The organism is Paraburkholderia sp. BR14320 (assembly GCF_040948665.1).
GTDB lineage: Bacteria > Pseudomonadota > Gammaproteobacteria > Burkholderiales > Burkholderiaceae > Paraburkholderia > Paraburkholderia youngii.
On sequence record NZ_JBFPKG010000013.1, the window covers coordinates 87,006 to 106,542 of the forward strand.

Consider the following 19,537-nt stretch of genomic DNA (forward strand, 5'->3'; position numbering starts at 1 on the left):
CGCATAAAAAAATGCGCCTGACATGCAGGCGCATTTTTTTATGCTCATTCGAGCTTCATCAATCCTTCGGCGCGGTATCGATGAACGACTGCCGCTGCGACAGCTTCTGGAAGTGCTTGTCCAGGTTCGGATGCGATTCGCGCCAGTTCAGTTCCGGCATACGGAAGTCCAGATAGCCGAGCGCACAGCCCATCGCGATGTCGGCCAGCGTGTAGTGATTGCTCGCGCACCACGGCTTGCTGCCGAGTCCCTGCGACATCGCGATCAGCGCTTCGTCGATCTTGCGCTGCTGCCGCGCGACCCACGCGTCCACGCGCTGTTCGGGCGCGCGCTGCGTGCTTTCGAGGCGGATCAGCACGGCCGCGTCGAGCACGCCGTCGGCTAGCGCCTCCCAGCAGCGCACTTCGATGCGCTCGCGCCCCGACGGCGGAATCAGCTTGCCCACCGGCGACAGCGTATCGACGTATTCGCAGATCACCCGCGAATCGAACACGGCCTCGCCGTCTTCCATCACTAGGCACGGCACCTTGCCGAGCGGGTTGAAGGTGTGAATCCGGGTATCCGGCGCCCAGACGTTCTCGGGCACCAGTTCGTAGTCGATCTTCTTGTCGGCGAGCACGATGCGCGCTTTACGCACGTACGGGCTGCCGAGCGAACCGATGAGTTTCATCATGACCTTCTGCCTTTTTCTGAATCCGGCGAAAGTATAAGTGGTCTAAGCCTTTCGCGAACGTGCTGGCGGCATCTTCGCGAACTGCCCGCCGAGCCGCTGTGGACGGATTGCAACATGACGGCGACCGCCGCGCCGTCGGAATCCGCACAAAGCGAGTCGATGTCGCGCGCGGAGAATGGGGCCAGGAGACACGCGGCGCTACAATCGCACGATGAACCAGCCGACCGAACCCACCATCGCCATCGACGTCTACCGCACGCGCCGCGAGCGCGTTCTCGCCGCGCTGCGCGCCGCGGGCGGCGGCGTCGCCATCGTCCCGACCTCGCCGGAAGCGCTGCGCAACCGCGATACTGACTATCCGTACCGCCACGACAGCTACTTCTATTATCTGACCGGCTTCACCGAGCCCGAAGCGCTGCTGGTACTCGACGCCAGCGCCGCGCCCGGCGCGCCCGCGTCGGTGCTGTTCTGCCGCGAGAAAAACGTCGAGCGCGAGACGTGGGAAGGCTTCCGCTTCGGCCCCGACGGTGCGCGCGAAGCGTTCGGGCTCGACGCCGCGTTCCCGATCGGCGAACTCGACACGCAGTTGCCGCGCATCATCGCCGACAAGCCGGCGCTGCACTACGCGTTCGGCAGCTCGGCACATCTGGATGAGCAGGTGCGCGGCTGGCTCGACGCGGTGCGCGCGCAAAGCCGCAGCGGCACCGTCGCACCCACGGCCGCGCGCGACCTGCTGCCGTTGCTCGACGAGATGCGGCTCGTCAAGGACGACCACGAGCTCGCGATCATGCGCCGCGCCGGGCAGATTTCGGCGGCCGCGCATCGTCGCGCGATGGCGGTGTGCCGCCCCGGCATCCGCGAGTACGAACTCGAGGCCGAACTGCTCTATACGTTCCGCAAGTTCGGCGCGCAGGCGCCGGCCTATGCGTCGATCGTCGCGGCCGGCGCGAACGCGTGCGTGCTGCACTACCCCGCCGGCAACGCAATCGCGCGCGACGGCGATCTGATCCTGATCGATGCGGCCTGCGAACTCGACGGCTATGCGTCCGACATCACGCGCACGTTCCCGGCGAGCGGCCGTTTCACGCCCGCGCAGCGCGAGCTGTACGACATCGTGCTGGCCGCGCAGCGGGCCGCCGTCGATGCGACGCACGCCGGCGCGAGCTTCGACGATCCGCACCAGGCCGCGCTGCGCGTGCTGTCGCAGGGGCTGCTGGACACCGGCATCGTGCCGCGCGCGAAGTTCGCGTCGGTCGACGACGTGATCGCCGAGCGTGCCTACGCGCCGTTCTACATGCACCGCACCGGCCACTGGCTCGGCATGGACGTGCACGACTGCGGCGACTACCGCGAGCGCGGCGCGCCGCGCGACGAAGCGGGCGCGCTACCGTGGCGCACGCTGCGCGCGTCGATGACGCTGACGATCGAGCCGGGCTTGTATGTGCGCCCGGCCGAGGGTGTGCCCGAGCGCTACTGGAACATCGGCATCCGCATCGAGGACGACGCGATCGTCACGCCGACCGGCTGTGAGCTGATTACGCGCGACGTCCCGGTCGCCGCCGACGAGATCGAGGCGCTGATGCAGGAAGCACGAGCGGTTCATCAACAGAGGACCTGATCGGCGATGAACGAAGCATCTCCATCGGCGGTGATCCTGAGGCCCGCCTCCCACCAGCAGGGGTTCGATTTCGATGTGACGATCGTCGGCGCCGGGCCGGTCGGCCTCGCGCTCGCCGGCTGGCTCGCGCGCCGCAGCGTGACGCGCGAGATGAAGATCGCGCTCGTCGACGCGCGCGAACCGGAAGATTCGATCGCCGATCCGCGCGCGATCGCGGTCTCGCACGGCAGCCGGATGATCCTCGAGCCGCTGCGCTGGCCGGCCGACGCCACCGCGATCGAGCGCATCCACGTGTCGCAGCGCGGTCATTTCGGCCGCACGCTGATCGATCATCGCGAGCACGGCCTGCCCGCGCTCGGCTACGTGCTGCGTTACGGCTCGATCGTGCATGGCCTCGCCGACGCCGTGCACGCGACGCCGGTCCACTGGTTCCGCTCGACGTCGGCCGGTGCGCCGGTTCAGGAGCTCGACGGCGTCACGCTGCCGATCGAAACCGCGGGCGTCGCGCGTCAGTTGCGCACGCGGATTCTGGTGAACGCCGAGGGCGGCCTGTTCGGCGACCAGAAGCACACGAAAAACCCGAGTCGCGCGACGGACGAAGCCGCCGGCGCACGCAGCATCGGTAAAAACGCCGCCGCCTCGCGCGACTACGGCCAGACCGCGCTGGTCGGCACGGTCACCGTGTCCGCACCGCAGCCGCACGTCGCATGGGAGCGCTTCACGTCGCAAGGCCCGATCGCGCTGCTGCCGATGGGCGGCGTGCGCGGCGCCGACTACGCGCTCGTCTGGTGCTGCGCGCCCGACGAAGCCGCGCGCCGCGCGCAGCTCTCCGACGAAGCGTTCCTGCGCGAACTCGATGCCGCTTTCGGCGACCGCATGGGCCGCTTTACGCACATCAAGGGCCGGGCGTCGTTTCCGCTCGGTCTCAACACGATCGACACGCTCGTGAACGGCCACATCGTGGCGATCGGCAATGCGGCGCAGACCTTGCATCCGGTGGCGGGCCAGGGCCTCAACCTGGGTCTGCGAGACGCGCACGCGCTCGCCGATGCGCTGTCGGTCGAGGGCCCGACACCGCTCGCGCTCGCCACTTTCGCGCAGCGCCGCACGCTCGACCGGCGCCTGACGATCGGCTCGACCGACACGCTCGCGCGCCTGTTCACCATCGACTTCGCGCCGCTCGCGGTACTGCGCGGCCTCGCGCTGACCGCGCTCGAATTCGTCCCGCCGGTGAAAACCGCGCTTGCCCGCCAGATGATGTTCGGCCAGCGCCGCTAGGGGCGCAAAACGCCGCGCGGCTCTATGAGCCGCGCGACTTTCATAGAAGATTTAACAAGTTACGAGACCTGGTTCGCGAGTCCCGGCAACCCGTTAACGCTAAAATGGTGGTTTTCCCTCGCATTTCGCGCTGCGCCGGCCGTCACGATTGTCAAATCCTGAGCCGACGTCGGCGCACGCTCACGTCATGCCCACTCTTGGCCCCCACAATCTGCGCAACAACCTGTTCGTCGCCCCGATGGCCGGCGTGACCGACCGGCCGTTCCGCCAGCTCTGCAAACGGCTCGGCGCGGGCTACGCGGTGTCGGAAATGGTCGCGTCGAACGCGCAGTTGTGGAAAAGCGAAAAGACCATGCGCCGCGCGAATCACGAAGGCGAGGTCGAACCGATCGCGGTGCAGATCGCTGGCGCCGACCCGGACATGATGGCCGAGGCCGCCCGCTACAACGTCGCGAACGGCGCACAGATCATCGACATCAACATGGGCTGCCCGGCCAAGAAGGTTTGCAACGTGGCGGCCGGCTCGGCGCTGCTGCAGAACGAACCGCTCGTGCAGCGCATCGTCGAGGCCGTCGTGAACGCGGTTGGCGTCGGGCCCGACGCGGTACCCGTCACGCTGAAAATCCGCACCGGCTGGAATCGCGAGAACAAAAACGCGCTGAACGTCGCGCGTCTCGCGCAAGCAGCGGGCGTTTCAATGCTGACCGTGCACGGCCGCACGCGCGCCGACCTGTACCACGGCGACGCCGAGTACGAAACCATCGCCGCCGTCAAAGCGGCGGTCAACATTCCGGTCGTCGCGAACGGCGACATCACGTCGCCGCACAAGGCGCGCGAGGTGCTCGCCGCGACCGGCGCGGACGCGATCATGATCGGCCGGGCCGCGCAGGGCCGTCCGTGGTTGTTTCGCGAGATCGAGCATTTCCTGCAGACGGGCGAGCTTCTGCCGCCGCCGCGCATCGACGAAATCCAGCAGGTGATGAACGAGCATCTCGAAGATCACTACGCTTTTTACGGGGAATTTACCGGTGTTCGCACTGCGCGCAAGCACATCGGCTGGTACACTCGCGGCCTTTCCGGCGCCAACCTGTTCCGGCATCGCATGAATACGCTGGACACCACGCGCGAACAACTCCTCGCCGTCAACGAGTTCTTTGACGCGCAAAGGGCGATCTCAGACCGCCTCGTCTACGTCGACGAAGCGCCCGGCAACCCCGGGCTCGACAGCCAAGGCGAGGACAACACCGACCGACTAGCAGCATGAGCAAGAACAACATCGAACAATCTGTCCGCGACAGCCTGGATGTGTATTTCCAGGATCTCGACGGCTCCAATCCGCACGACGTCTACGACATGGTCATTTCATGCGTGGAAAAACCCTTGCTCGAAGTGGTGCTCGAGCAGGCCAACGGTAACCAGTCGCTGGCCGCCGAGTATCTCGGCATCAACCGCAATACGCTGCGCAAGAAGCTGCAACAACACGGTTTGCTGTAGCGCGTTGTAGTTTCTCGCGCCCTGCCACGTTTCCCCTTCGGCTTTTCGTCTTCATCATGATCAAGCAAGCGCTCATCTCCGTTTCCGACAAGTCCGGCATCGTCGACTTCGCCAAATCGCTGTCGGACCTCGGCATCAAGATCCTGTCGACCGGCGGCACCGCGAAACTGCTCGCGGACGCGGGCCTGTCCGTCACCGAAGTCGCCGACTACACGGGCTTCCCGGAAATGCTCGACGGGCGCGTGAAAACGCTGCATCCGAAGGTGCACGGCGGCATCCTCGCGCGCCGTGATCTGCCCGAACACATGGCCGCGCTCGAGAAGCACGACATTCCGACCATCGACCTGCTGGTCGTGAACCTGTACCCGTTCGTGCAGACGGTGTCGAAGGAAGAGTGCTCGCTCGAAGACGCGATCGAGAACATCGACATCGGCGGCCCGACGATGCTGCGCTCGGCCGCGAAGAATCATCGTGACGTGACGGTGGTGGTCGACCCGGCCGACTACGCGGTCGTGCTCGACGAAATGCGCGCGAACGGCAACGCGGTGTCGTACAAGACGAACTTCCGTCTCGCGACCAAGGTGTACGCGCATACCGCGCAGTACGACGGCGCGATCACGAACTATCTGACGAGCCTGACCGACGAGTTGCAGCACTCGTCGCGCAACGAGTACCCGGCCACCTTCAACATGGCGTTCAACAAGGTGCAGGACCTGCGCTACGGCGAAAACCCGCACCAGAGCGCGGCGTTCTACCGCGACCTGACCGTGCCGGACGGCGCGCTCGCGAACTACAACCAGTTGCAGGGCAAGGAACTGTCGTACAACAACATCGCCGACTCCGACGCGGCGTGGGAATGCGTGAAGACCTTCGACGTGCCGGCCTGCGTGATCGTCAAGCACGCGAATCCGTGCGGCGTCGCGGTGGGCGCGAACGCGCACGAAGCGTACTCGAAGGCGTTCCAGACCGACCCGACCTCGGCGTTCGGCGGCATCATCGCGTTCAACCGTGAAGTCGACGAAGCGGCCGCGCAAGCCGTCGCGAAGCAGTTCGTCGAAGTGCTGATCGCGCCGTCGTTCAGCGCCGAAGCGCGCCAGGTGTTCGCGGCGAAGCAGAACGTGCGTCTGCTCGAAATCGCGCTGGGCGAAGGCCATAACACGTTCGATCTGAAGCGCGTCGGTGGCGGCCTGCTGGTGCAGTCGCTCGACTCGAGGAACGTGCAGCCGCGCGAGCTGCGCGTCGTCACCAAGCGTCATCCGACGCCGAAGGAAATGGACGATCTGCTGTTCGCATGGCGTGTCGCGAAGTACGTGAAGTCGAACGCGATCGTGTTCTGCGCGAACGGCATGACGCTCGGCGTCGGCGCCGGTCAGATGAGCCGCGTGGACTCGGCGCGTATCGCCAGCATCAAGGCGCAGAACGCCGGCCTGACGCTGGCCGGTTCGGCGGTCGCATCGGACGCGTTCTTCCCGTTCCGCGACGGTCTCGACGTCGTGGTCGCGGCAGGCGCGACCTGCGTGATCCAGCCGGGCGGCTCGGTGCGCGACGACGAAGTGGTCATGGCCGCCGACGAGCACAACATCGCGATGGTGCTGACGGGCGTGCGTCACTTCCGTCATTGATCGGCTGAAGGTCGCTAGCTGAAAAAAGGCCCGGCGGGTTGTCCCACCGGGCCTTTTGTCTTGCAGCGACGCGTTCAATCGTCCGGTTCTTTGCGGGCGTAACCGTCCCGAACCTGCTCATGCTGGCTGATGTACGTGCCCAAACCCTGGCCTCGCCGCGCGAGACGCTTAAGTACCGTGAGATGCTCGGCGCCGACACTTGCCTCTGTGTACCAATACACGATGCCCGGCCGAAAGCGCACCTTGATGAAATCGTCGCCGATTTCATAGGCGTCGACGCCCGAGTCGCGGCTGAGATTGCGGTAGCGCTCCATTCCCGATCGCCCTCCTCGTGCGAAGCCTTTAGCAGCTTTTATTCCGCTAAGCGTGCGGCCAGCGGTCCGCCGCACGCCGCGTTCGTTGTAGTATCGCAGGCACCTGGTTTTTATCGCTTGTGCGGCACTTCATGAGAATTCTCGGCATCGACCCCGGCCTGCGCGTGACCGGCTTCGGCGTGATCGAACAACACGGCCACACACTGAGCTATGTCGCGAGCGGCGTGATCCGCACCGCCGACGCGGATCTGCCGTCGCGCCTCGGCACCATCTTCGTCGGCATCTCGACGCTGATCCGCGAGCACGCGCCGGATCAGGCGGCGATCGAAAAAGTCTTCGTCAACGTCAATCCGCAGTCGACGCTGCTGCTCGGCCAGGCGCGCGGCGCCGCGATCTGCGGGCTCGTCGCGGGCGGCGTGCCGGTCGCCGAATACACCGCGCTGCAGCTGAAGCAGTCGGTGGTCGGCTATGGCCGGGCGACCAAGGAGCAGATGCAGCAGATGGTCGTGCGGCTCTTGAGCCTGTCGGGCGTGCCCGGCACCGACGCCGCCGACGCGCTCGGCATGGCCATCTGCCACGCGCACGGTGGCTCGACGCTGAGCACGCTCGGCGGCATCGCCCCGGCGCTCGCAAAGAAGGGTCTGCGAGTGCGGCGCGGGCGTCTGGTCGGCTAGCGCGACGCGGATACGATACCGTTCGCGCCGCCGACCCGCTGCGCTACACTCGCGCATTCCCATCCGACTCTGAAAAATAATCCGCCATGATCGGTCGCATCGCCGGCGTTCTGCTGGAAAAAAACCCGCCGCATCTGCTCGTCGACTGCAACGGCGTCGGCTATGAAGTGGACGTGCCGATGAGCACGTTCTACAACCTGCCGTCGACCGGCGAGCGCATCGTGCTGCTCACGCAGATGATCGTGCGCGAGGACGCGCATCTGCTATACGGCTTCGGCACCGCGCAGGAACGCGCGACCTTCCGCGAACTGCTGAAGATTTCCGGCATCGGCGCGCGCATGGCGCTCGCGGTGCTGTCGGGCATGAGCGTCGCGGAACTCGCGCAGACCGTCACGATGCAGGACGCCGCGCGCCTCACGCGTGTGCCGGGCATCGGCAAGAAGACCGCCGAGCGGCTGCTGCTCGAACTGAAGGGCAAGCTCGGCGCCGACCTGGGTGCAATGGCGGGCGCCGCGTCGCCATCCGACCACGCGTCGGACATCCTCAATGCGCTGCTAGCGCTCGGCTACTCGGAAAAGGAAGCGCTCGCGGCGATCAAGAACGTGCCGGCCGGCACGGGCGTGTCCGAGGGCATCAAGCTCGCGCTGAAGGCGCTGTCGAAGGGCTGATGCGCGATCCGCGCGCGGTACAATGAACAGATGATCGAAACCGACAAACTCGCCGCCGAGCGCATCATCGCGGCCACGCCCGTGTCGCCGAACGAAGAAGCGTTCGAACGCGCGCTGCGCCCGCGTCAGCTCGACGAATATGTCGGGCAGGAGAAAGTCCGCGGCCAGCTCGAAATCTTCATCGAGGCCGCGAAGCGCCGTTCCGAATCGCTCGACCACGTGTTGCTATTCGGCCCGCCGGGCCTCGGCAAGACCACGCTCGCGCACATCATCGCGCGCGAGATGGGCGTCAATCTGCGGCAAACGTCGGGGCCGGTGCTCGAACGCGCCGGCGACCTCGCCGCGCTGCTCACCAATCTCGAAGCCAACGACGTGTTGTTCATCGACGAAATCCACCGGCTCTCGCCGGTCGTCGAGGAAATCCTCTATCCGGCGCTCGAGGATTATCAGATCGACATCATGATCGGCGAAGGACCGGCCGCGCGCAGCGTGAAGCTCGATCTGCAGCCGTTCACGCTGGTCGGCGCGACCACGCGCGCGGGCATGCTGACCAATCCGCTGCGCGACCGCTTCGGCATCGTCGCGCGACTCGAGTTCTACAACGCCGAGGAGCTTGCGCGCATCGTCACGCGTTCGGCCGCGCTGCTCGGTGCGCAGATCCATCCGGACGGTGCATTTGAAATCGCCCGTCGCGCGCGCGGCACGCCGCGTATCGCGAACCGCCTGCTGCGGCGCGTGCGCGACTTCGCCGAAGTGAAGGCCGACGGCAACATCACCGCGCAGGTGGCCGACGCCGCGCTCAGCATGCTCGACGTCGACGCGGTCGGCTTCGACCTGATGGACCGCAAGCTCCTCGAAGCGATCCTGTACAAGTTCGACGGCGGCCCGGTCGGTGTCGACAATCTCGCGGCGGCAATCGGCGAGGAGCGCGACACGATCGAAGACGTGCTCGAGCCGTATCTGATCCAGCAGGGCTTCCTGCAGCGCACGCCGCGCGGCCGCGTCGCCACGCTGCTCACGTATAGGCACTTCGGGCTGGCCGCGCCGGATTCGTCGAGCGCGCTGCCGGGTCTGTGGAATTCAACGAACTGAGTCACACGACGAGGTCGACCAGGATGTCCGATCAGACCGAGCAACCCGGCCCTTCCAACCGTTCACCCGTCAATCCCGCCGGCGACCCGTCCGGTAATTTCGCCGCGCGCCTCACCCACCGCCTGCGTTCGAAGCTCGCCGCCGGCGTCACGCATCTGACGACCGGTAGCGGACCGGTGCTCGACTACTCATCGCCGCCGGGCGATCCTGGCCTGTTCGGGCCGAACTCCGTGTGCTGGAAAGTCCACGCCGACTTCACGTCGATGATGGCGGGCGGCATCAGTGCGCTGCTGCTGCAAGCGCTACATCCGCTCGCGCTCGCGGGCGTCTGGGACCACTCGAGTTTTCGCACCGACATCCTGGGCCGGCTGCGCCGCACGGCGACGTTCATCGCCGGCACGACATACGGCAGCAAGAGCGATGCGCTCGCGTTGATCGAGCGCGTGAAGCGCATTCATCTCGACGTGACCGGCGTCGCACCGGACGGCCAGTCGTATCGCGCGAGCGAGCCCGCGCTGCTGACGTGGGTGCACGTCGCGGAAGTGTCGAGCTTCATGACCGCGCATTTGCGCTATGTGAATCCGGTGCTGTCCGTCACCGCGCAGGATCAATACTTCGCGGAAACCGCGCGCATCGCGGAAATGCTCGGCGCCGTCGATATTCCGCGCTCGCGCGCCGAGATCGAGGCCTACCTGCTTGCGATGCGGCCCGCCCTCGTCGCCAGCGAGCGCACGCGCGAAGTCGTCAGGATTCTGATGAACGCGCCCGCACCGAGCTTCGCGATGCGGCCCGCCGGCACGCTGATGCTCAACGCGGGGGTCGATCTGTTGCCCGACTGGGCGCAGACGATGCTCGACCTGAATCGCTACGCGGTGCTGCGTCGAACCTTCGCACGGCCTGGCGTGCGGGTCGTCGCGCCGGTAATCCGCTGGGCGCTGGTCAATGGCGTATCGAAGCGGGCGCGGCGGCGCGCGGCGGCGGCGCGGCGGCAGGATTGATCGCGCCGCGCGAGCCGGGCCATTCTCGGCTTCGGCTTACCGCTTCGACTCCGGTCCCTTCCTGAAACCATCGTCGTCGGCGCTGCCGGCTTCGAGATGCGATACGTCCGCCCACGTCACGATTGTCGCGCGATCGTTCCCGTAATCCACGACGTTCAGGCTGGTGTTCAGCAGCGGGTAATTGCGCGGTGCGTCGAGCGGCATACTGGTTGCAAAGCGGTGCACACAGTCGAGCACGCCGCCATGCGTGACACACACGATGCGCCCACCCGGATGCGCGGCGACGAGCGGTTCGATCGCATGCATGATGCGGTGGTAGAACACGCGTTGCGACTCGCCCTCGGGCGGCGCGAAGCCGGGATCGCGGGTTTGCCACTGCGCGTATTCGTCAGGGAAACGTAGCGCGATCTCGTCGCTGTCATGGCCCTGGAACGCGCCGTACGAGCGCTCGCGCAAGTTCTCACGCGATTGCAGCGGCAAGCCGAGCGCCTCGCCGATCGGCTGCGCGGTCTGCTGCGCGCGCTGCAGGTCGCTCGAGTAGATCGCGTCGAGCCGCGCGCCCTGCTTCGCCTCGGCGGCTAGACGCTGCGCGAGACGTTGCGCCTGCGCGATGCCGGTCGTCGCGAGCGGAATGTCGATGTGGCCTTGAATCCGCTTGATGCGGTTCCAGTCGGTCTCGCCGTGCCGGATGAACAGGATCTGCGTCGTCATGAGAGAGGGGTGCGGTTCGCGGTTGTGTCCAGCGGCTATTGTCGCAAAAAGCGGCGGCGCGGCTCGCATGCCGCGACCGCAGCTCGCACCGTTCGCTCTCTTTTATGCGTTGGTCTGCAACCAGAACGTGACCGGTCCGTCGTTGACGAGCGACACCTGCATGTCCGCGCCGAACTCGCCGGTCTCGACGATCGGATGCTTCGCGCGCGCGGCCGCGACGAAATAGTCGAACAGGCGCTTGCCCTCGTCGGGCGGCGCGGCCGGTGTGAAGCTCGGACGAAGGCCGCTGTTGGTATCGGCCGCGAGCGTGAACTGCGACACCAGCAGCAGGCCGCCCGCGCGTCCTGCGCCGTCGAGATTTTGCACCGACAGGTTCATCTTGCCGGCCGCGTCGCTGAACACGCGGTAGCCGAGCACCTTGGCGAGCAGCTTGTCGGCCACCGCCTCGGTGTCGCCGCGCTCCGCGCAGACGAGCGCGAGCAAGCCGGCGTCGATCGCGCCGGTTACGCGTTCGGCGACGCGCACTTCGGCGCGCCGCACACGTTGGATCAGCGCGATCACGCCGTCAGCGTCACGCGTGCGAAGCGGCGCTTGCCGACCTGCACGACGTACTCGCCCGCCTCGACCTTCAGGCCTTTGTCGGACACCGCGGTGCCATCGATCTTCACGCCCCCCTGCTCGATGTTGCGCAGTGCCTCGCTCGTCGACGGCACGAGGTTCGCCTGCTTCAGCAACTGGCCGATCGCAAGCGGTGCGCCCGCGAGCGTGACAGCCGGAATATCGTCGGGCACGCCGCCCTTCGCGCGATGATTGAAGTCCTCGAGCGCGCGCTCGGCATCCGCCTGCGAGTGGAAGCGCGCGACGATTTCCTGGCCGAGCATCACCTTGAAGTCGCGCGGATTACGGCCCGCTTCGGCTTCGCGCTTGAAGCCGGCGATTTCGTCCATCGGACGGAATGACAGCAGCTCGAAGTAACGCCACATCAGCGTGTCGGAGATGCTCATCAGCTTGCCGAACATGTCGGTCGGCTTTTCGCTGATGCCGATGTAGTTGTTCTTCGACTTCGACATCTTCTCGACGCCGTCGAGCCCTTCGAGCAGCGGCATCGTCAGGATGCACTGCTGCTCCTGGCCGTACTGCTTCTGCAGCTCGCGACCGACCAGCAGGTTGAACTTCTGGTCCGTGCCGCCGAGTTCGAGGTCCGCGTTCAGCGCGACCGAGTCGTAGCCCTGCATCAGCGGGTACAGGAACTCGTGGATCGAGATCGGCACGCCCCCCTGGAAGCGCTTCGTGAAGTCCTCGCGCTCGAGAATGCGCGCGACCGTGTAGCGCGACGCGAGCTTGATCATGCCGTCGGCGCCGAGCGGCATCGACCATTCGCTGTTGTAGCGGATCTCGGTCTTGTCGCGATCGAGCACCAGTGCGGCCTGCTCGAAGTAGGTCTTCGCGTTCGACTCGATCTGCTCGCGCGTGAGCGGCGGGCGGGTCGCGTTGCGCCCGGACGGGTCGCCGATCAGCGACGTGAAATCGCCGATCAGAAAAATCACCGTGTGGCCGAGGTCCTGCAGCTGGCGCATCTTGTTCAGCACGACCGTGTGGCCGATGTGGATGTCGGGTGCGGTCGGATCGAGCCCGAGCTTGATGCGCAGCGGCTTGGCCGTCGCCGCGCTGCGCGCGAGCTTTTGCGCGAATTCGTCTTCGATCAGCAATTCGTCGACGCCGCGCTTGGTCACGGCGAGCGCGTGACGGACTTCGTCGGTGATCGGGAAGGCGGAAGCGGGATTGGGCTGGGTGGACTCGGTGCTCATGCTGGAAACGTGAAGTCGCGAAAAAACAGGATTGTCCCATAGATGCGCGCCGCCGCGCCCACTGACGCGCCCTGCGCGGCGTCGCGACGGGCGATTTCGTTGCCGCTCGCGTCGCTTTCGGCGTTTGCGCCGATAATCTGCTACAACGAATCGCAATGAACATCGACAGGAGCAGCGACGTGGCGCAAGACCCCGCAGACGGCATCTATTTCGGACTGATGTCGGGAACCAGCATGGACGGTGTGGACGGCGTGGCCGTCCGGTTTGCCACGGGGAAACCGCCCGAAGTGCTGGCCGAGGCGTTCGTCGGCTTTTCGGCCGGCATCCGCGAGGCGCTATTCGCGCTGCAACAGCCGGGGGATAACGAGATCGAGCGCGAGGCGCTCGCCGCCAACGCGCTCGCGACGCGCTACACGGTGTGCTGCCACGATCTGCTGCGCGACAGCCGCGTATCGGCCGACGAGGTCCGCGCGATTGGCGTGCATGGGCAGACCGTGCGGCATCGGCCAGAAAAGGGCTATACGCGGCAGATCAACAACCCGGCGCTGCTCGCGGAGATGTTGCATATCGACGTGGTCGCCGACTTCCGCAGCCGCGACGTCGCGGCGGGCGGCCAGGGCGCGCCGCTCGTGCCCGCTTTTCACGCGACGATTTTCGGCGCGAAGGACGAAACACGCGTCGTCTGCAATCTCGGCGGCATCAGCAACATCACGATCCTGAACGCGACGGGCGGGGTGCGCGGCTTCGACTGCGGCCCGGCGAACGCGCTGCTCGACGCGTGGTCCGAGCGCCATCTCGGCAAGCCATTCGACGAAAACGGTCATTTCGCGGCGAGCGGCCAGGTCGATCGCAAGCTGCTGAACGCGCTACTCGACGAGCCGTTCTTCGCCGAGCAGCCGCCGAAGAGCACCGGCCGCGATCTGTTCAACACCGCATGGCTCGATGCGAAGCTCGAACCGTTCGCCGCGCTCGCACCAGCCGACGTGCAGGCGACGCTCGTCGCGCTGACCGCGGTGACGGTCGCGCGCGAGATCGAGCGGCATGCATCCGACGCGCGGGCTGTGTACGTGTGCGGCGGCGGCGCGCGCAATCCGGAGATCATGAAGGCATTGCAGCGGGCACTCGAAGACAGCGGCGTGAGCGGTGTGCCCGTGCTGACTACCGACGCGCTAGGCGTGCCGCCGAGCCAGGTCGAACCGCTCGCGTTCGCGTGGCTCGCGATGCGCTGCATCGCGCGTCTACCGGGCAGTCTGCCAAGCGTGACGGGGGCGTCCGCGGAGCGGGTGCTGGGCGCGATTTATCCGCGGTGAGGAGAGGTCACAGCGAAGAAGCCCACGCCTTCTTTTGCCGCCGCGCTGCTTTCGCGGCGCGGAGGCAATAAAAAAACGGGGCCGAGGCCCCGTTTTCGCTGTGGCTTGATCAGCCTTTTCGCTCAGACTGAGAACGACGAACCGCAACCGCAGGTCGTGGTCGCGTTCGGGTTCTTGATGACGAACTGCGCGCCGTTGATGTCATCTTTGTAGTCGATCTCTGCGCCGACCAGGTACTGGTAGCTCATCGAGTCGATCAGAAGCTGCACGCCGCTCTTGTTCATCACGGTGTCGTCTTCGTTGATCGCTTCGTCAAACGTGAAGCCGTACTGGAAGCCCGAGCAGCCGCCGCCCTGCACGAACACGCGCAGTTTGAGCTCCGGGTTGCCTTCCTCATCGATCAGTTGCTTGACCTTGTCAGCCGCTGCGTCGGTAAAGACGAAGGGGGCCGGCATCTCGGTCACGGGGGTGTCGGTGACTGCGTTCATTCGAACTCTCCAAAAAGCTTTAGCCGATATTGTAGGGCTGTTCCGGATATCGTGCTGATGCCCACAAAATCAATGGGTTCTTGTTGCAAGGTCGATGCAAGGCGAGCCGTTGCCGCTCGAGCGAACGAGACCTGGCCGCCAACCCCAGTGAACCATAAAAAAAGCCGCCTTCGCACATGGCGTTGGCGGCTTTTTTCTGCAAACCGGCGTGAAGGCCGGTTCGCGCCCGAAACGATTAACGCTTCGAGAACTGCTTGCGGCGACGTGCCTTGTGGAAACCGACCTTCTTACGTTCGACTTCACGAGCGTCACGGGTAACGAAGCCAGCGTTCGACAGTTGCGGCTTCAGCGTTGCGTCGTAGTCCATCAGAGCGCGGGTGATGCCGTGGCGAACCGCACCGGCTTGACCCGTTTCACCGCCACCGGTCACGTTGACCTTGATGTCGAACGTGGTGCCGTGGTTCGTGAGTTCCAGCGGCTGACGCACGATCATCAGCGACGTTTCGCGGGAGAAGTAGTCGGCGATGGGCTTGCCGTTCACAACGATGTCGCCCTTGCCTGCCTTGATGAACACGCGAGCGACGGCGCTCTTGCGGCGGCCCGTGCCGTAATTCCAGTTACCGATCATGTGGGCTCCCCTTAGATCTCGAGCGCCTTCGGCTGTTGTGCCGAATGCGGATGCGTTGCGTCAGCGTAGACCTTCAGCTTCTTGATCATCGCGTAGCCGAGCGGGCCCTTCGGCAGCATGCCCTTGACCGCCTTCTCGAGCGCGCGGCCCGGGAAGCGTTCCTGCATCTTGCCGAACGTCGTTTCATAGATACCGCCCGGGTAGCCCGAGTGACGGTAGTACTTCTTGTCGGTAACCTTGTTGCCCGTGACCTTCAGCTTGCCTGCGTTGATAACGATGATGAAATCACCGGTGTCGACGTGGGGAGTGAATTCAGGCTTGTGCTTGCCGCGAAGACGGTGTGCCACTTCGCTGGCGACACGCCCGAGAACCTTATCCGTCGCGTCAATCACGTACCATTCGCGCGTCACCTCATGGGCTTTTGCGGAAAACGTCTTCATGATCGATCCAAAAAAATTGCTGCGCCCAGTGTGTTCTTTCCTGCTTGTAGTGTGCGCATCGAGGCGCGTGCAGGCTCTCCCTGGTTCTTCTTCCGCGGGCGCGGATGCGGAAAAGCCCTGAATTATAAAGGAATTTGTAGCCGCAAGTCAAAAGGCGCGATGCGCTCGCCATGGGCGGTACGAAATCGGGGCAAAACGACGGACAACGGCCGGCGAAAAAAAACCCGAACAAGTGGTTCGGGTTTAATCCACCAAAGGAGGAGGTGGAGGAGACAGCGGAGGTTGCAGAACTGCTGCAACGATGAGTGGATTATAAGAGTCGCCCTTGTGCAACGCAAGAATATTTGCATTGCGAAACGCGCTTTCATAATGCGATAGATTCGGCGCACTGAGAAGGTTTTGCAAAATCCCTTATGGATCAAGCACCAAGGGCAAAACAATTCAAACGGCATCAGACATCCGCTAGAGTAAAACCCCTAAAGCGAGCACGGAATGAGGGAATCGTCCGTCCATTCCGCGCTGCAGCAAGAAAGCAATCAGTGTGCATGGATAGCGGATGCGGTCGGCCTGAGCTAATTGTCAGGCACCGGGCTACAATGCCGTCTCGACAAAGCGATGCGCGGTGGGAGTGACAGCATGGAATGCAAAGTAAGCTGGATGGGACAGGACGGGATGGCGTTCGCGGCCGAGACGGGCAGCGGCCATCTGGTCGCGATGGACGGCGCACCCGAGGGTGGGGGACGCAACCTCGCACCGCGTCCGATGGAAATGGTGCTACTCGGCACCGGCGGCTGTACCGCCTACGACGTCGTGATGATCCTGAAGAAGAGCCGCCAGGAGATCGCCGGCTGCTCGGTGACGCTGAAGGCCGAGCGCGCAAGCGAAGATCCGAAAGTGTTCACGAAGATCCACTTCCACTTCACGGTGACGGGCAAGAATCTGAACCCGGCGACTGTCGAGCGCGCGATCAATCTGTCGCACGACAAATACTGCTCGGCGTCGATCATGATCGCGAAGACCGCCGAACTCACGCATTCGTTCGACATCGTGGCGCTCTGAGCGCGATAGGGGCAGCGGCCACGGGCCGCCATCCGCGCCCCAAATGAAAAAGCCGGCGTCCCAACGGACGCCGGCTTTTCTTATTCAGCGGCAAAGCAGGCCGATAAGCCGGATTCTGTGCACGCCCCACGTCCGGAGACGCGACGCGCGTGGCAGCCATTCCTCTAGGCGCGCCATTACTGACGCGCTCAAGCTTCCTACCCGCAGACGAGACGGGGGCCCCGTCCTGCATCGCGAAGATGCGCGCCTGCCTACTTGGAATTGCTCCGGGTGGAGGTTACCGTGCCGGTCTGCCTTGCGACAGCCGCGGTGCGCTCTTACCGCACCGTTTCACCCTTACCTGATCCCGGCTTGCGCCGGGCCATCGGCGGTTTACTTTCTGTTGCCCTGTTCCGCGTGTCGCCACGGATGGCCGTTAGCCATCACCCTGCCCTGTGGAGTCCGGACTTTCCTCGCCCTCGTTGGCCGAAGCCGCCGAGGCCGCGACTGCCTAGCCTGCTTTGCTGGCGCGGATTTTAACACCGAACGCAAAAGCACCTAACGCTTGCGCCGCCCCGCTCGGAACACGTTCGTGTCGTCATAGAACGCGGGTGATTCGTTCTCGGGCCACCAGCCCGGAATGCCGAGCACCGGCAGCGGTGCGAACAGGCGGCTGGTCAAAGCGTCGGTGCCGAGCAGCGCGGTGCTGACCGCTTCATCGAGCCATGCGTCGCGCGCCAGGGTGTCCCAGTCGAAATATTCGGCCGGAACGTCGACGATCCACGCATGGCCGGTGCAGCCCTTGAACGGCGCGACCAGCTTTTCGAGCAGCGCATGACCGAAGCAACGTACTTCGCAGTCGCGCCCCCATGCGTCGCGCCGTGCGACGAACAGCGTTTGCCAGTCGAAACCACGTAGCGCGGCGCTCAGCGCAGGATCGGCGCAAGCGAACAGCAGCGCGTTTTCGTCGAACAGGGTCAGCATGTCGCGCACGCCGCCACGCGTCGGGCCGACGCCGAGCACGTCGAGTTCCGCCGACTGGCGCGCGTTCAACGCTGCCTTGATGCGCGGAAACGCGAACCACATGGAGCCGTTGAAGAAGTCGTGCAGATTGTGGCGCGTCGGCACGCAACCGGTCGACGCGATATGCCCCTCGTACGCGGCGCCCGGTGGCAGATCGTCCTGCGCGATAAACGCGAGCCGCTGGCCGCGGCCGGTGGTCTGTTGCATCTGGGCCGCGTCGGCATTCATCGCGGCGAGCAGGTCAGCGTGGCCGGTCAGCGCGGCTTGCTGCCAACGCTCGCCGCGTGCGGCGAATTGCGCGAACCACGGCGTCGACCAGTCGATTGCGGCGAAGCCTGCTGGCACAGGCTCGGGTGCCATGCCGCGTACAGCTTGGGCCGCGGCTTCACGCGCTACCGCGGAGCCGGCGTTCGCCGCCACATCAATATTGGCAGCGCGCTGCCCCGCCTCACGCTCGGGCATTTAACACAGCCTCAAACGAGACGCCAGCCGATCGATTCACCGCCGCGCAGCGGCACGACCGGCGTATCGCCAGCCGGCAGTTCGGCCGGCAGCGTCCATTCCTCGCGACGCAGCGTGACCTTCTCCGTATTGCGCGGCAGACGATAGAAGTCCGGCCCGTGAAAGCTCGCGAAGCCTTCGAGCTTGTCGAGCGCGCCGGCCTTGTCGAATGCCTCGGTGTAGAGCTCGAGCGCGTGCAGCGCGGTGTAGCAGCCCGCGCAGCCGCACGCATGCTCCTTCAGCCCCTTCGGATGCGGCGCGCTGTCGGTGCCGAGGAAGAAACGCGGATCGCCCGAGGTCGCCGCCTCGACCAGCGCGACGCGATGCGTCTCGCGCTTGAGCACCGGCAGGCAGTAGTAATGCGGACGAATGCCACCCTGGAAAATCGCATTGCGGTTGTACAGCAGATGGTGCGCGGTGATGGTAGCGCCCAGCAGCTCCGGCGCGACGCCCGCTTCGCGGACGTAGTCTGCCGCGTCCTTCGTCGTGATGTGCTCGAACACGACCTTCAACGCCGGAAACGCGCGGCGCAGCGGCATCATCACGCGATCGATGAAGACCTTCTCGCGGTCGAACAGATCGATGTCCGAATCCGTCACCTCGCCGTGCACGAGTAGCGGCATGCCTACTTCCTGCATCACTTCCAGTGTCTTCGCGCACTTCATCAGATCGGTGACGCCCGCGTCCGAGTTCGTCGTCGCGCCCGCCGGGTACAGCTTCACGCCGTGCACGAAGCCGCTCTCTCGCGCGCTGCGGATTTCGTCGGGCGGCGTGTTGTCGGTCAGGTACAGCGTCATCAGCGGCTCGAATTTCGCGCCCTCGGGGATCGCGGCGATGATGCGCTCGCGATACGCCTTCGCCATCGCGGTCGTCGTGACCGGCGGCTTCAGGTTCGGCATGATGATCGCGCGGCCGAACTGGCGCGCGGTGTCAGGCAGCACGGCTGCGAGCATCGCGCCGTCGCGCACGTGCAGGTGCCAGTCGTCCGGGCGGACCAGCGTGACGGAATCGGGGGAAACGTTGGAAGCAGTCATGGCAGGAATACGAGACTTCGCGCGCCTCGCTGATCGACCGGTCAAACCGCGTTGTAGCGGCCCAAACACGTGTCAATTTTGCTATTTGGCGTCTCCGGCTCGGTGATATGCTTGGAAAATCATCA

The 19,537-nt window shown here is 65.2% G+C and carries 21 protein-coding genes and 1 other RNA gene; 11 read left to right on the top strand and 11 right to left on the bottom strand.

From position 1 onward, the window contains the following. Positions 1 to 58 precede the first annotated feature (58 nt). Positions 59 to 673, bottom strand: coding sequence for a glutathione S-transferase N-terminal domain-containing protein (locus tag AB3X89_RS15120; protein WP_368584015.1), 615 nt, complete (start codon positions 671 to 673; stop codon positions 59 to 61). Between the two features lie 211 nt (positions 674 to 884). On the opposite strand from AB3X89_RS15120, the gene AB3X89_RS15125 reads away from it, so the two are divergent. From AB3X89_RS15125 to purH, 5 genes are all read left to right on the top strand, one after another. Further along, a complete protein-coding gene (locus AB3X89_RS15125; protein WP_368584016.1) occupies positions 885 to 2,291 on the top strand; it encodes an aminopeptidase P N-terminal domain-containing protein in 1,407 nt (468 codons plus the stop codon). A 6-nt stretch (positions 2,292 to 2,297) separates the two neighbouring features. Further along, the gene (locus AB3X89_RS15130) at positions 2,298 to 3,569 is read left to right on the top strand and encodes a UbiH/UbiF/VisC/COQ6 family ubiquinone biosynthesis hydroxylase (RefSeq protein ID WP_368584017.1); all 1,272 of its coding nucleotides are present in this window, start codon (positions 2,298 to 2,300) and stop codon (positions 3,567 to 3,569) included. 187 nt (positions 3,570 to 3,756) lie between these two features. Then, a complete protein-coding gene (gene dusB / locus AB3X89_RS15135; RefSeq protein WP_368584018.1) occupies positions 3,757 to 4,833 on the top strand; it encodes a tRNA dihydrouridine synthase DusB in 1,077 nt (358 codons plus the stop codon). Continuing rightward, positions 4,830 to 5,063 carry a Fis family transcriptional regulator gene (locus tag AB3X89_RS15140; RefSeq protein WP_013090496.1) on the top strand — a complete coding sequence of 78 codons (234 nt, stop codon included), beginning with the start codon at positions 4,830 to 4,832 and terminating at the stop codon, positions 5,061 to 5,063. Before dusB ends, AB3X89_RS15140 begins: the two co-directional genes overlap by 4 nt. A 56-nt stretch (positions 5,064 to 5,119) precedes the next feature. Continuing rightward, positions 5,120 to 6,685 (top strand): bifunctional phosphoribosylaminoimidazolecarboxamide formyltransferase/IMP cyclohydrolase, encoded by a 1,566-nt coding sequence (gene purH / locus AB3X89_RS15145; protein ID WP_368584019.1) that lies wholly within the window; start codon positions 5,120 to 5,122, stop codon positions 6,683 to 6,685. A gap of 74 nt (positions 6,686 to 6,759) precedes the next feature. Here purH and AB3X89_RS15150 read toward each other — a convergent pair whose 3' ends face one another. Further along, positions 6,760 to 6,999, bottom strand: coding sequence for a hypothetical protein (locus AB3X89_RS15150; protein WP_368584020.1), 240 nt, complete (start codon positions 6,997 to 6,999; stop codon positions 6,760 to 6,762). A 131-nt stretch (positions 7,000 to 7,130) separates the two neighbouring features. On the opposite strand from AB3X89_RS15150, the gene ruvC reads away from it, so the two are divergent. From ruvC to AB3X89_RS15170, 4 genes are all read left to right on the top strand, one after another. Continuing rightward, complete coding sequence (gene ruvC, locus AB3X89_RS15155) at positions 7,131 to 7,673, top strand: crossover junction endodeoxyribonuclease RuvC (RefSeq protein ID WP_368584021.1); 543 nt, start codon at positions 7,131 to 7,133, stop codon at positions 7,671 to 7,673. Between the two features lie 86 nt (positions 7,674 to 7,759). Beyond that, on the top strand, positions 7,760 to 8,341 hold the full coding sequence (gene ruvA / locus AB3X89_RS15160) for a Holliday junction branch migration protein RuvA (RefSeq protein ID WP_018421776.1): 582 nt from the start codon (positions 7,760 to 7,762) through the stop codon (positions 8,339 to 8,341). A gap of 30 nt (positions 8,342 to 8,371) precedes the next feature. Beyond that, positions 8,372 to 9,433, top strand: a complete 1,062-nt coding sequence (ruvB, locus tag AB3X89_RS15165; RefSeq protein WP_013090500.1) for a Holliday junction branch migration DNA helicase RuvB — start codon at positions 8,372 to 8,374, stop codon at positions 9,431 to 9,433. Between the two features lie 23 nt (positions 9,434 to 9,456). Then, on the top strand, positions 9,457 to 10,431 hold the full coding sequence (locus AB3X89_RS15170; protein ID WP_368584022.1) for an oxygenase MpaB family protein: 975 nt from the start codon (positions 9,457 to 9,459) through the stop codon (positions 10,429 to 10,431). A gap of 36 nt (positions 10,432 to 10,467) precedes the next feature. Here the strand turns inward: AB3X89_RS15170 and AB3X89_RS15175 are convergent, their stop codons facing one another. The 3 genes from AB3X89_RS15175 to tyrS form a co-directional block, all read right to left on the bottom strand. Further along, positions 10,468 to 11,142 carry a histidine phosphatase family protein gene (locus tag AB3X89_RS15175; RefSeq protein WP_368584023.1) on the bottom strand — a complete coding sequence of 225 codons (675 nt, stop codon included), beginning with the start codon at positions 11,140 to 11,142 and terminating at the stop codon, positions 10,468 to 10,470. A gap of 102 nt (positions 11,143 to 11,244) precedes the next feature. Further along, a complete protein-coding gene (dtd, locus tag AB3X89_RS15180; RefSeq protein WP_368584024.1) occupies positions 11,245 to 11,703 on the bottom strand; it encodes a D-aminoacyl-tRNA deacylase in 459 nt (152 codons plus the stop codon). Next, positions 11,700 to 12,950 carry a tyrosine--tRNA ligase gene (gene tyrS / locus AB3X89_RS15185; protein WP_176121817.1) on the bottom strand — a complete coding sequence of 417 codons (1,251 nt, stop codon included), beginning with the start codon at positions 12,948 to 12,950 and terminating at the stop codon, positions 11,700 to 11,702. The genes dtd and tyrS overlap by 4 nt, the downstream gene beginning before the upstream one ends. A 179-nt stretch (positions 12,951 to 13,129) precedes the next feature. Between tyrS and AB3X89_RS15190 the strand changes: the two genes are divergently transcribed. Next, the gene (locus AB3X89_RS15190) at positions 13,130 to 14,260 is read left to right on the top strand and encodes an anhydro-N-acetylmuramic acid kinase (RefSeq protein WP_368584072.1); all 1,131 of its coding nucleotides are present in this window, start codon (positions 13,130 to 13,132) and stop codon (positions 14,258 to 14,260) included. A 122-nt stretch (positions 14,261 to 14,382) separates the two neighbouring features. Here the strand turns inward: AB3X89_RS15190 and erpA are convergent, their stop codons facing one another. The 3 genes from erpA to rplM form a co-directional block, all read right to left on the bottom strand. Further along, positions 14,383 to 14,748 carry an iron-sulfur cluster insertion protein ErpA gene (gene erpA, locus AB3X89_RS15195; protein ID WP_013090506.1) on the bottom strand — a complete coding sequence of 122 codons (366 nt, stop codon included), beginning with the start codon at positions 14,746 to 14,748 and terminating at the stop codon, positions 14,383 to 14,385. Between the two features lie 235 nt (positions 14,749 to 14,983). Next, a complete protein-coding gene (rpsI, locus tag AB3X89_RS15200; protein ID WP_013090507.1) occupies positions 14,984 to 15,376 on the bottom strand; it encodes a 30S ribosomal protein S9 in 393 nt (130 codons plus the stop codon). Between the two features lie 11 nt (positions 15,377 to 15,387). Beyond that, positions 15,388 to 15,816 (bottom strand): 50S ribosomal protein L13, encoded by a 429-nt coding sequence (rplM, locus tag AB3X89_RS15205; RefSeq protein ID WP_013090508.1) that lies wholly within the window; start codon positions 15,814 to 15,816, stop codon positions 15,388 to 15,390. Between the two features lie 636 nt (positions 15,817 to 16,452). Here rplM and AB3X89_RS15210 point away from each other — a divergent pair. Continuing rightward, a complete protein-coding gene (locus AB3X89_RS15210; RefSeq protein ID WP_026226035.1) occupies positions 16,453 to 16,875 on the top strand; it encodes an OsmC family protein in 423 nt (140 codons plus the stop codon). Positions 16,876 to 16,963: 88 nt separating this feature from the next. Here AB3X89_RS15210 and rnpB read toward each other — a convergent pair. The 3 genes from rnpB to pyrC form a co-directional block, all read right to left on the bottom strand. Continuing rightward, positions 16,964 to 17,377: RNase P RNA component class A (rnpB, locus tag AB3X89_RS15215), an RNA gene on the bottom strand. Between the two features lie 35 nt (positions 17,378 to 17,412). Further along, entirely contained in the window at positions 17,413 to 18,339 is a 927-nt protein-coding gene (locus AB3X89_RS15220; protein WP_368584025.1) for a DUF3025 domain-containing protein, read from the bottom strand. Between the two features lie 11 nt (positions 18,340 to 18,350). Next, positions 18,351 to 19,412 carry a dihydroorotase gene (gene pyrC, locus AB3X89_RS15225; protein ID WP_368584026.1) on the bottom strand — a complete coding sequence of 354 codons (1,062 nt, stop codon included), beginning with the start codon at positions 19,410 to 19,412 and terminating at the stop codon, positions 18,351 to 18,353. Positions 19,413 to 19,537: the final 125 nt, after the last annotated feature.

Excerpts from the sequence above, each read along its gene's own strand:
- purH (WP_368584019.1), top strand. The coding sequence starts at position 5,120 with ATGATCAAGCAAGCGCTCATCTCCGTTTCCGACAAGTCCGGCATCGTC.
- ruvC (WP_368584021.1), top strand. The coding sequence starts at position 7,131 with ATGAGAATTCTCGGCATCGACCCCGGCCTGCGCGTGACCGGCTTCGGC.
- AB3X89_RS15130 (WP_368584017.1), top strand. The coding sequence starts at position 2,298 with ATGAACGAAGCATCTCCATCGGCGGTGATCCTGAGGCCCGCCTCCCAC.
- AB3X89_RS15220 (WP_368584025.1), bottom strand. The coding sequence starts at position 18,339 with ATGCCCGAGCGTGAGGCGGGGCAGCGCGCTGCCAATATTGATGTGGCG.
- dusB (WP_368584018.1), top strand. The coding sequence starts at position 3,757 with ATGCCCACTCTTGGCCCCCACAATCTGCGCAACAACCTGTTCGTCGCC.
- erpA (WP_013090506.1), bottom strand. The coding sequence starts at position 14,748 with ATGAACGCAGTCACCGACACCCCCGTGACCGAGATGCCGGCCCCCTTC.
- AB3X89_RS15150 (WP_368584020.1), bottom strand. The coding sequence starts at position 6,999 with ATGGAGCGCTACCGCAATCTCAGCCGCGACTCGGGCGTCGACGCCTAT.
- rplM (WP_013090508.1), bottom strand. The coding sequence starts at position 15,816 with ATGAAGACGTTTTCCGCAAAAGCCCATGAGGTGACGCGCGAATGGTAC.
- pyrC (WP_368584026.1), bottom strand. The coding sequence starts at position 19,412 with ATGACTGCTTCCAACGTTTCCCCCGATTCCGTCACGCTGGTCCGCCCG.
- AB3X89_RS15140 (WP_013090496.1), top strand. The coding sequence starts at position 4,830 with ATGAGCAAGAACAACATCGAACAATCTGTCCGCGACAGCCTGGATGTG.
- tyrS (WP_176121817.1), bottom strand. The coding sequence starts at position 12,950 with ATGAGCACCGAGTCCACCCAGCCCAATCCCGCTTCCGCCTTCCCGATC.
- AB3X89_RS15120 (WP_368584015.1), bottom strand. The coding sequence starts at position 673 with ATGATGAAACTCATCGGTTCGCTCGGCAGCCCGTACGTGCGTAAAGCG.
- AB3X89_RS15210 (WP_026226035.1), top strand. The coding sequence starts at position 16,453 with ATGGAATGCAAAGTAAGCTGGATGGGACAGGACGGGATGGCGTTCGCG.
- ruvB (WP_013090500.1), top strand. The coding sequence starts at position 8,372 with ATGATCGAAACCGACAAACTCGCCGCCGAGCGCATCATCGCGGCCACG.
- AB3X89_RS15170 (WP_368584022.1), top strand. The coding sequence starts at position 9,457 with ATGTCCGATCAGACCGAGCAACCCGGCCCTTCCAACCGTTCACCCGTC.
- ruvA (WP_018421776.1), top strand. The coding sequence starts at position 7,760 with ATGATCGGTCGCATCGCCGGCGTTCTGCTGGAAAAAAACCCGCCGCAT.
- AB3X89_RS15125 (WP_368584016.1), top strand. The coding sequence starts at position 885 with ATGAACCAGCCGACCGAACCCACCATCGCCATCGACGTCTACCGCACG.
- AB3X89_RS15175 (WP_368584023.1), bottom strand. The coding sequence starts at position 11,142 with ATGACGACGCAGATCCTGTTCATCCGGCACGGCGAGACCGACTGGAAC.
- rpsI (WP_013090507.1), bottom strand. The coding sequence starts at position 15,376 with ATGATCGGTAACTGGAATTACGGCACGGGCCGCCGCAAGAGCGCCGTC.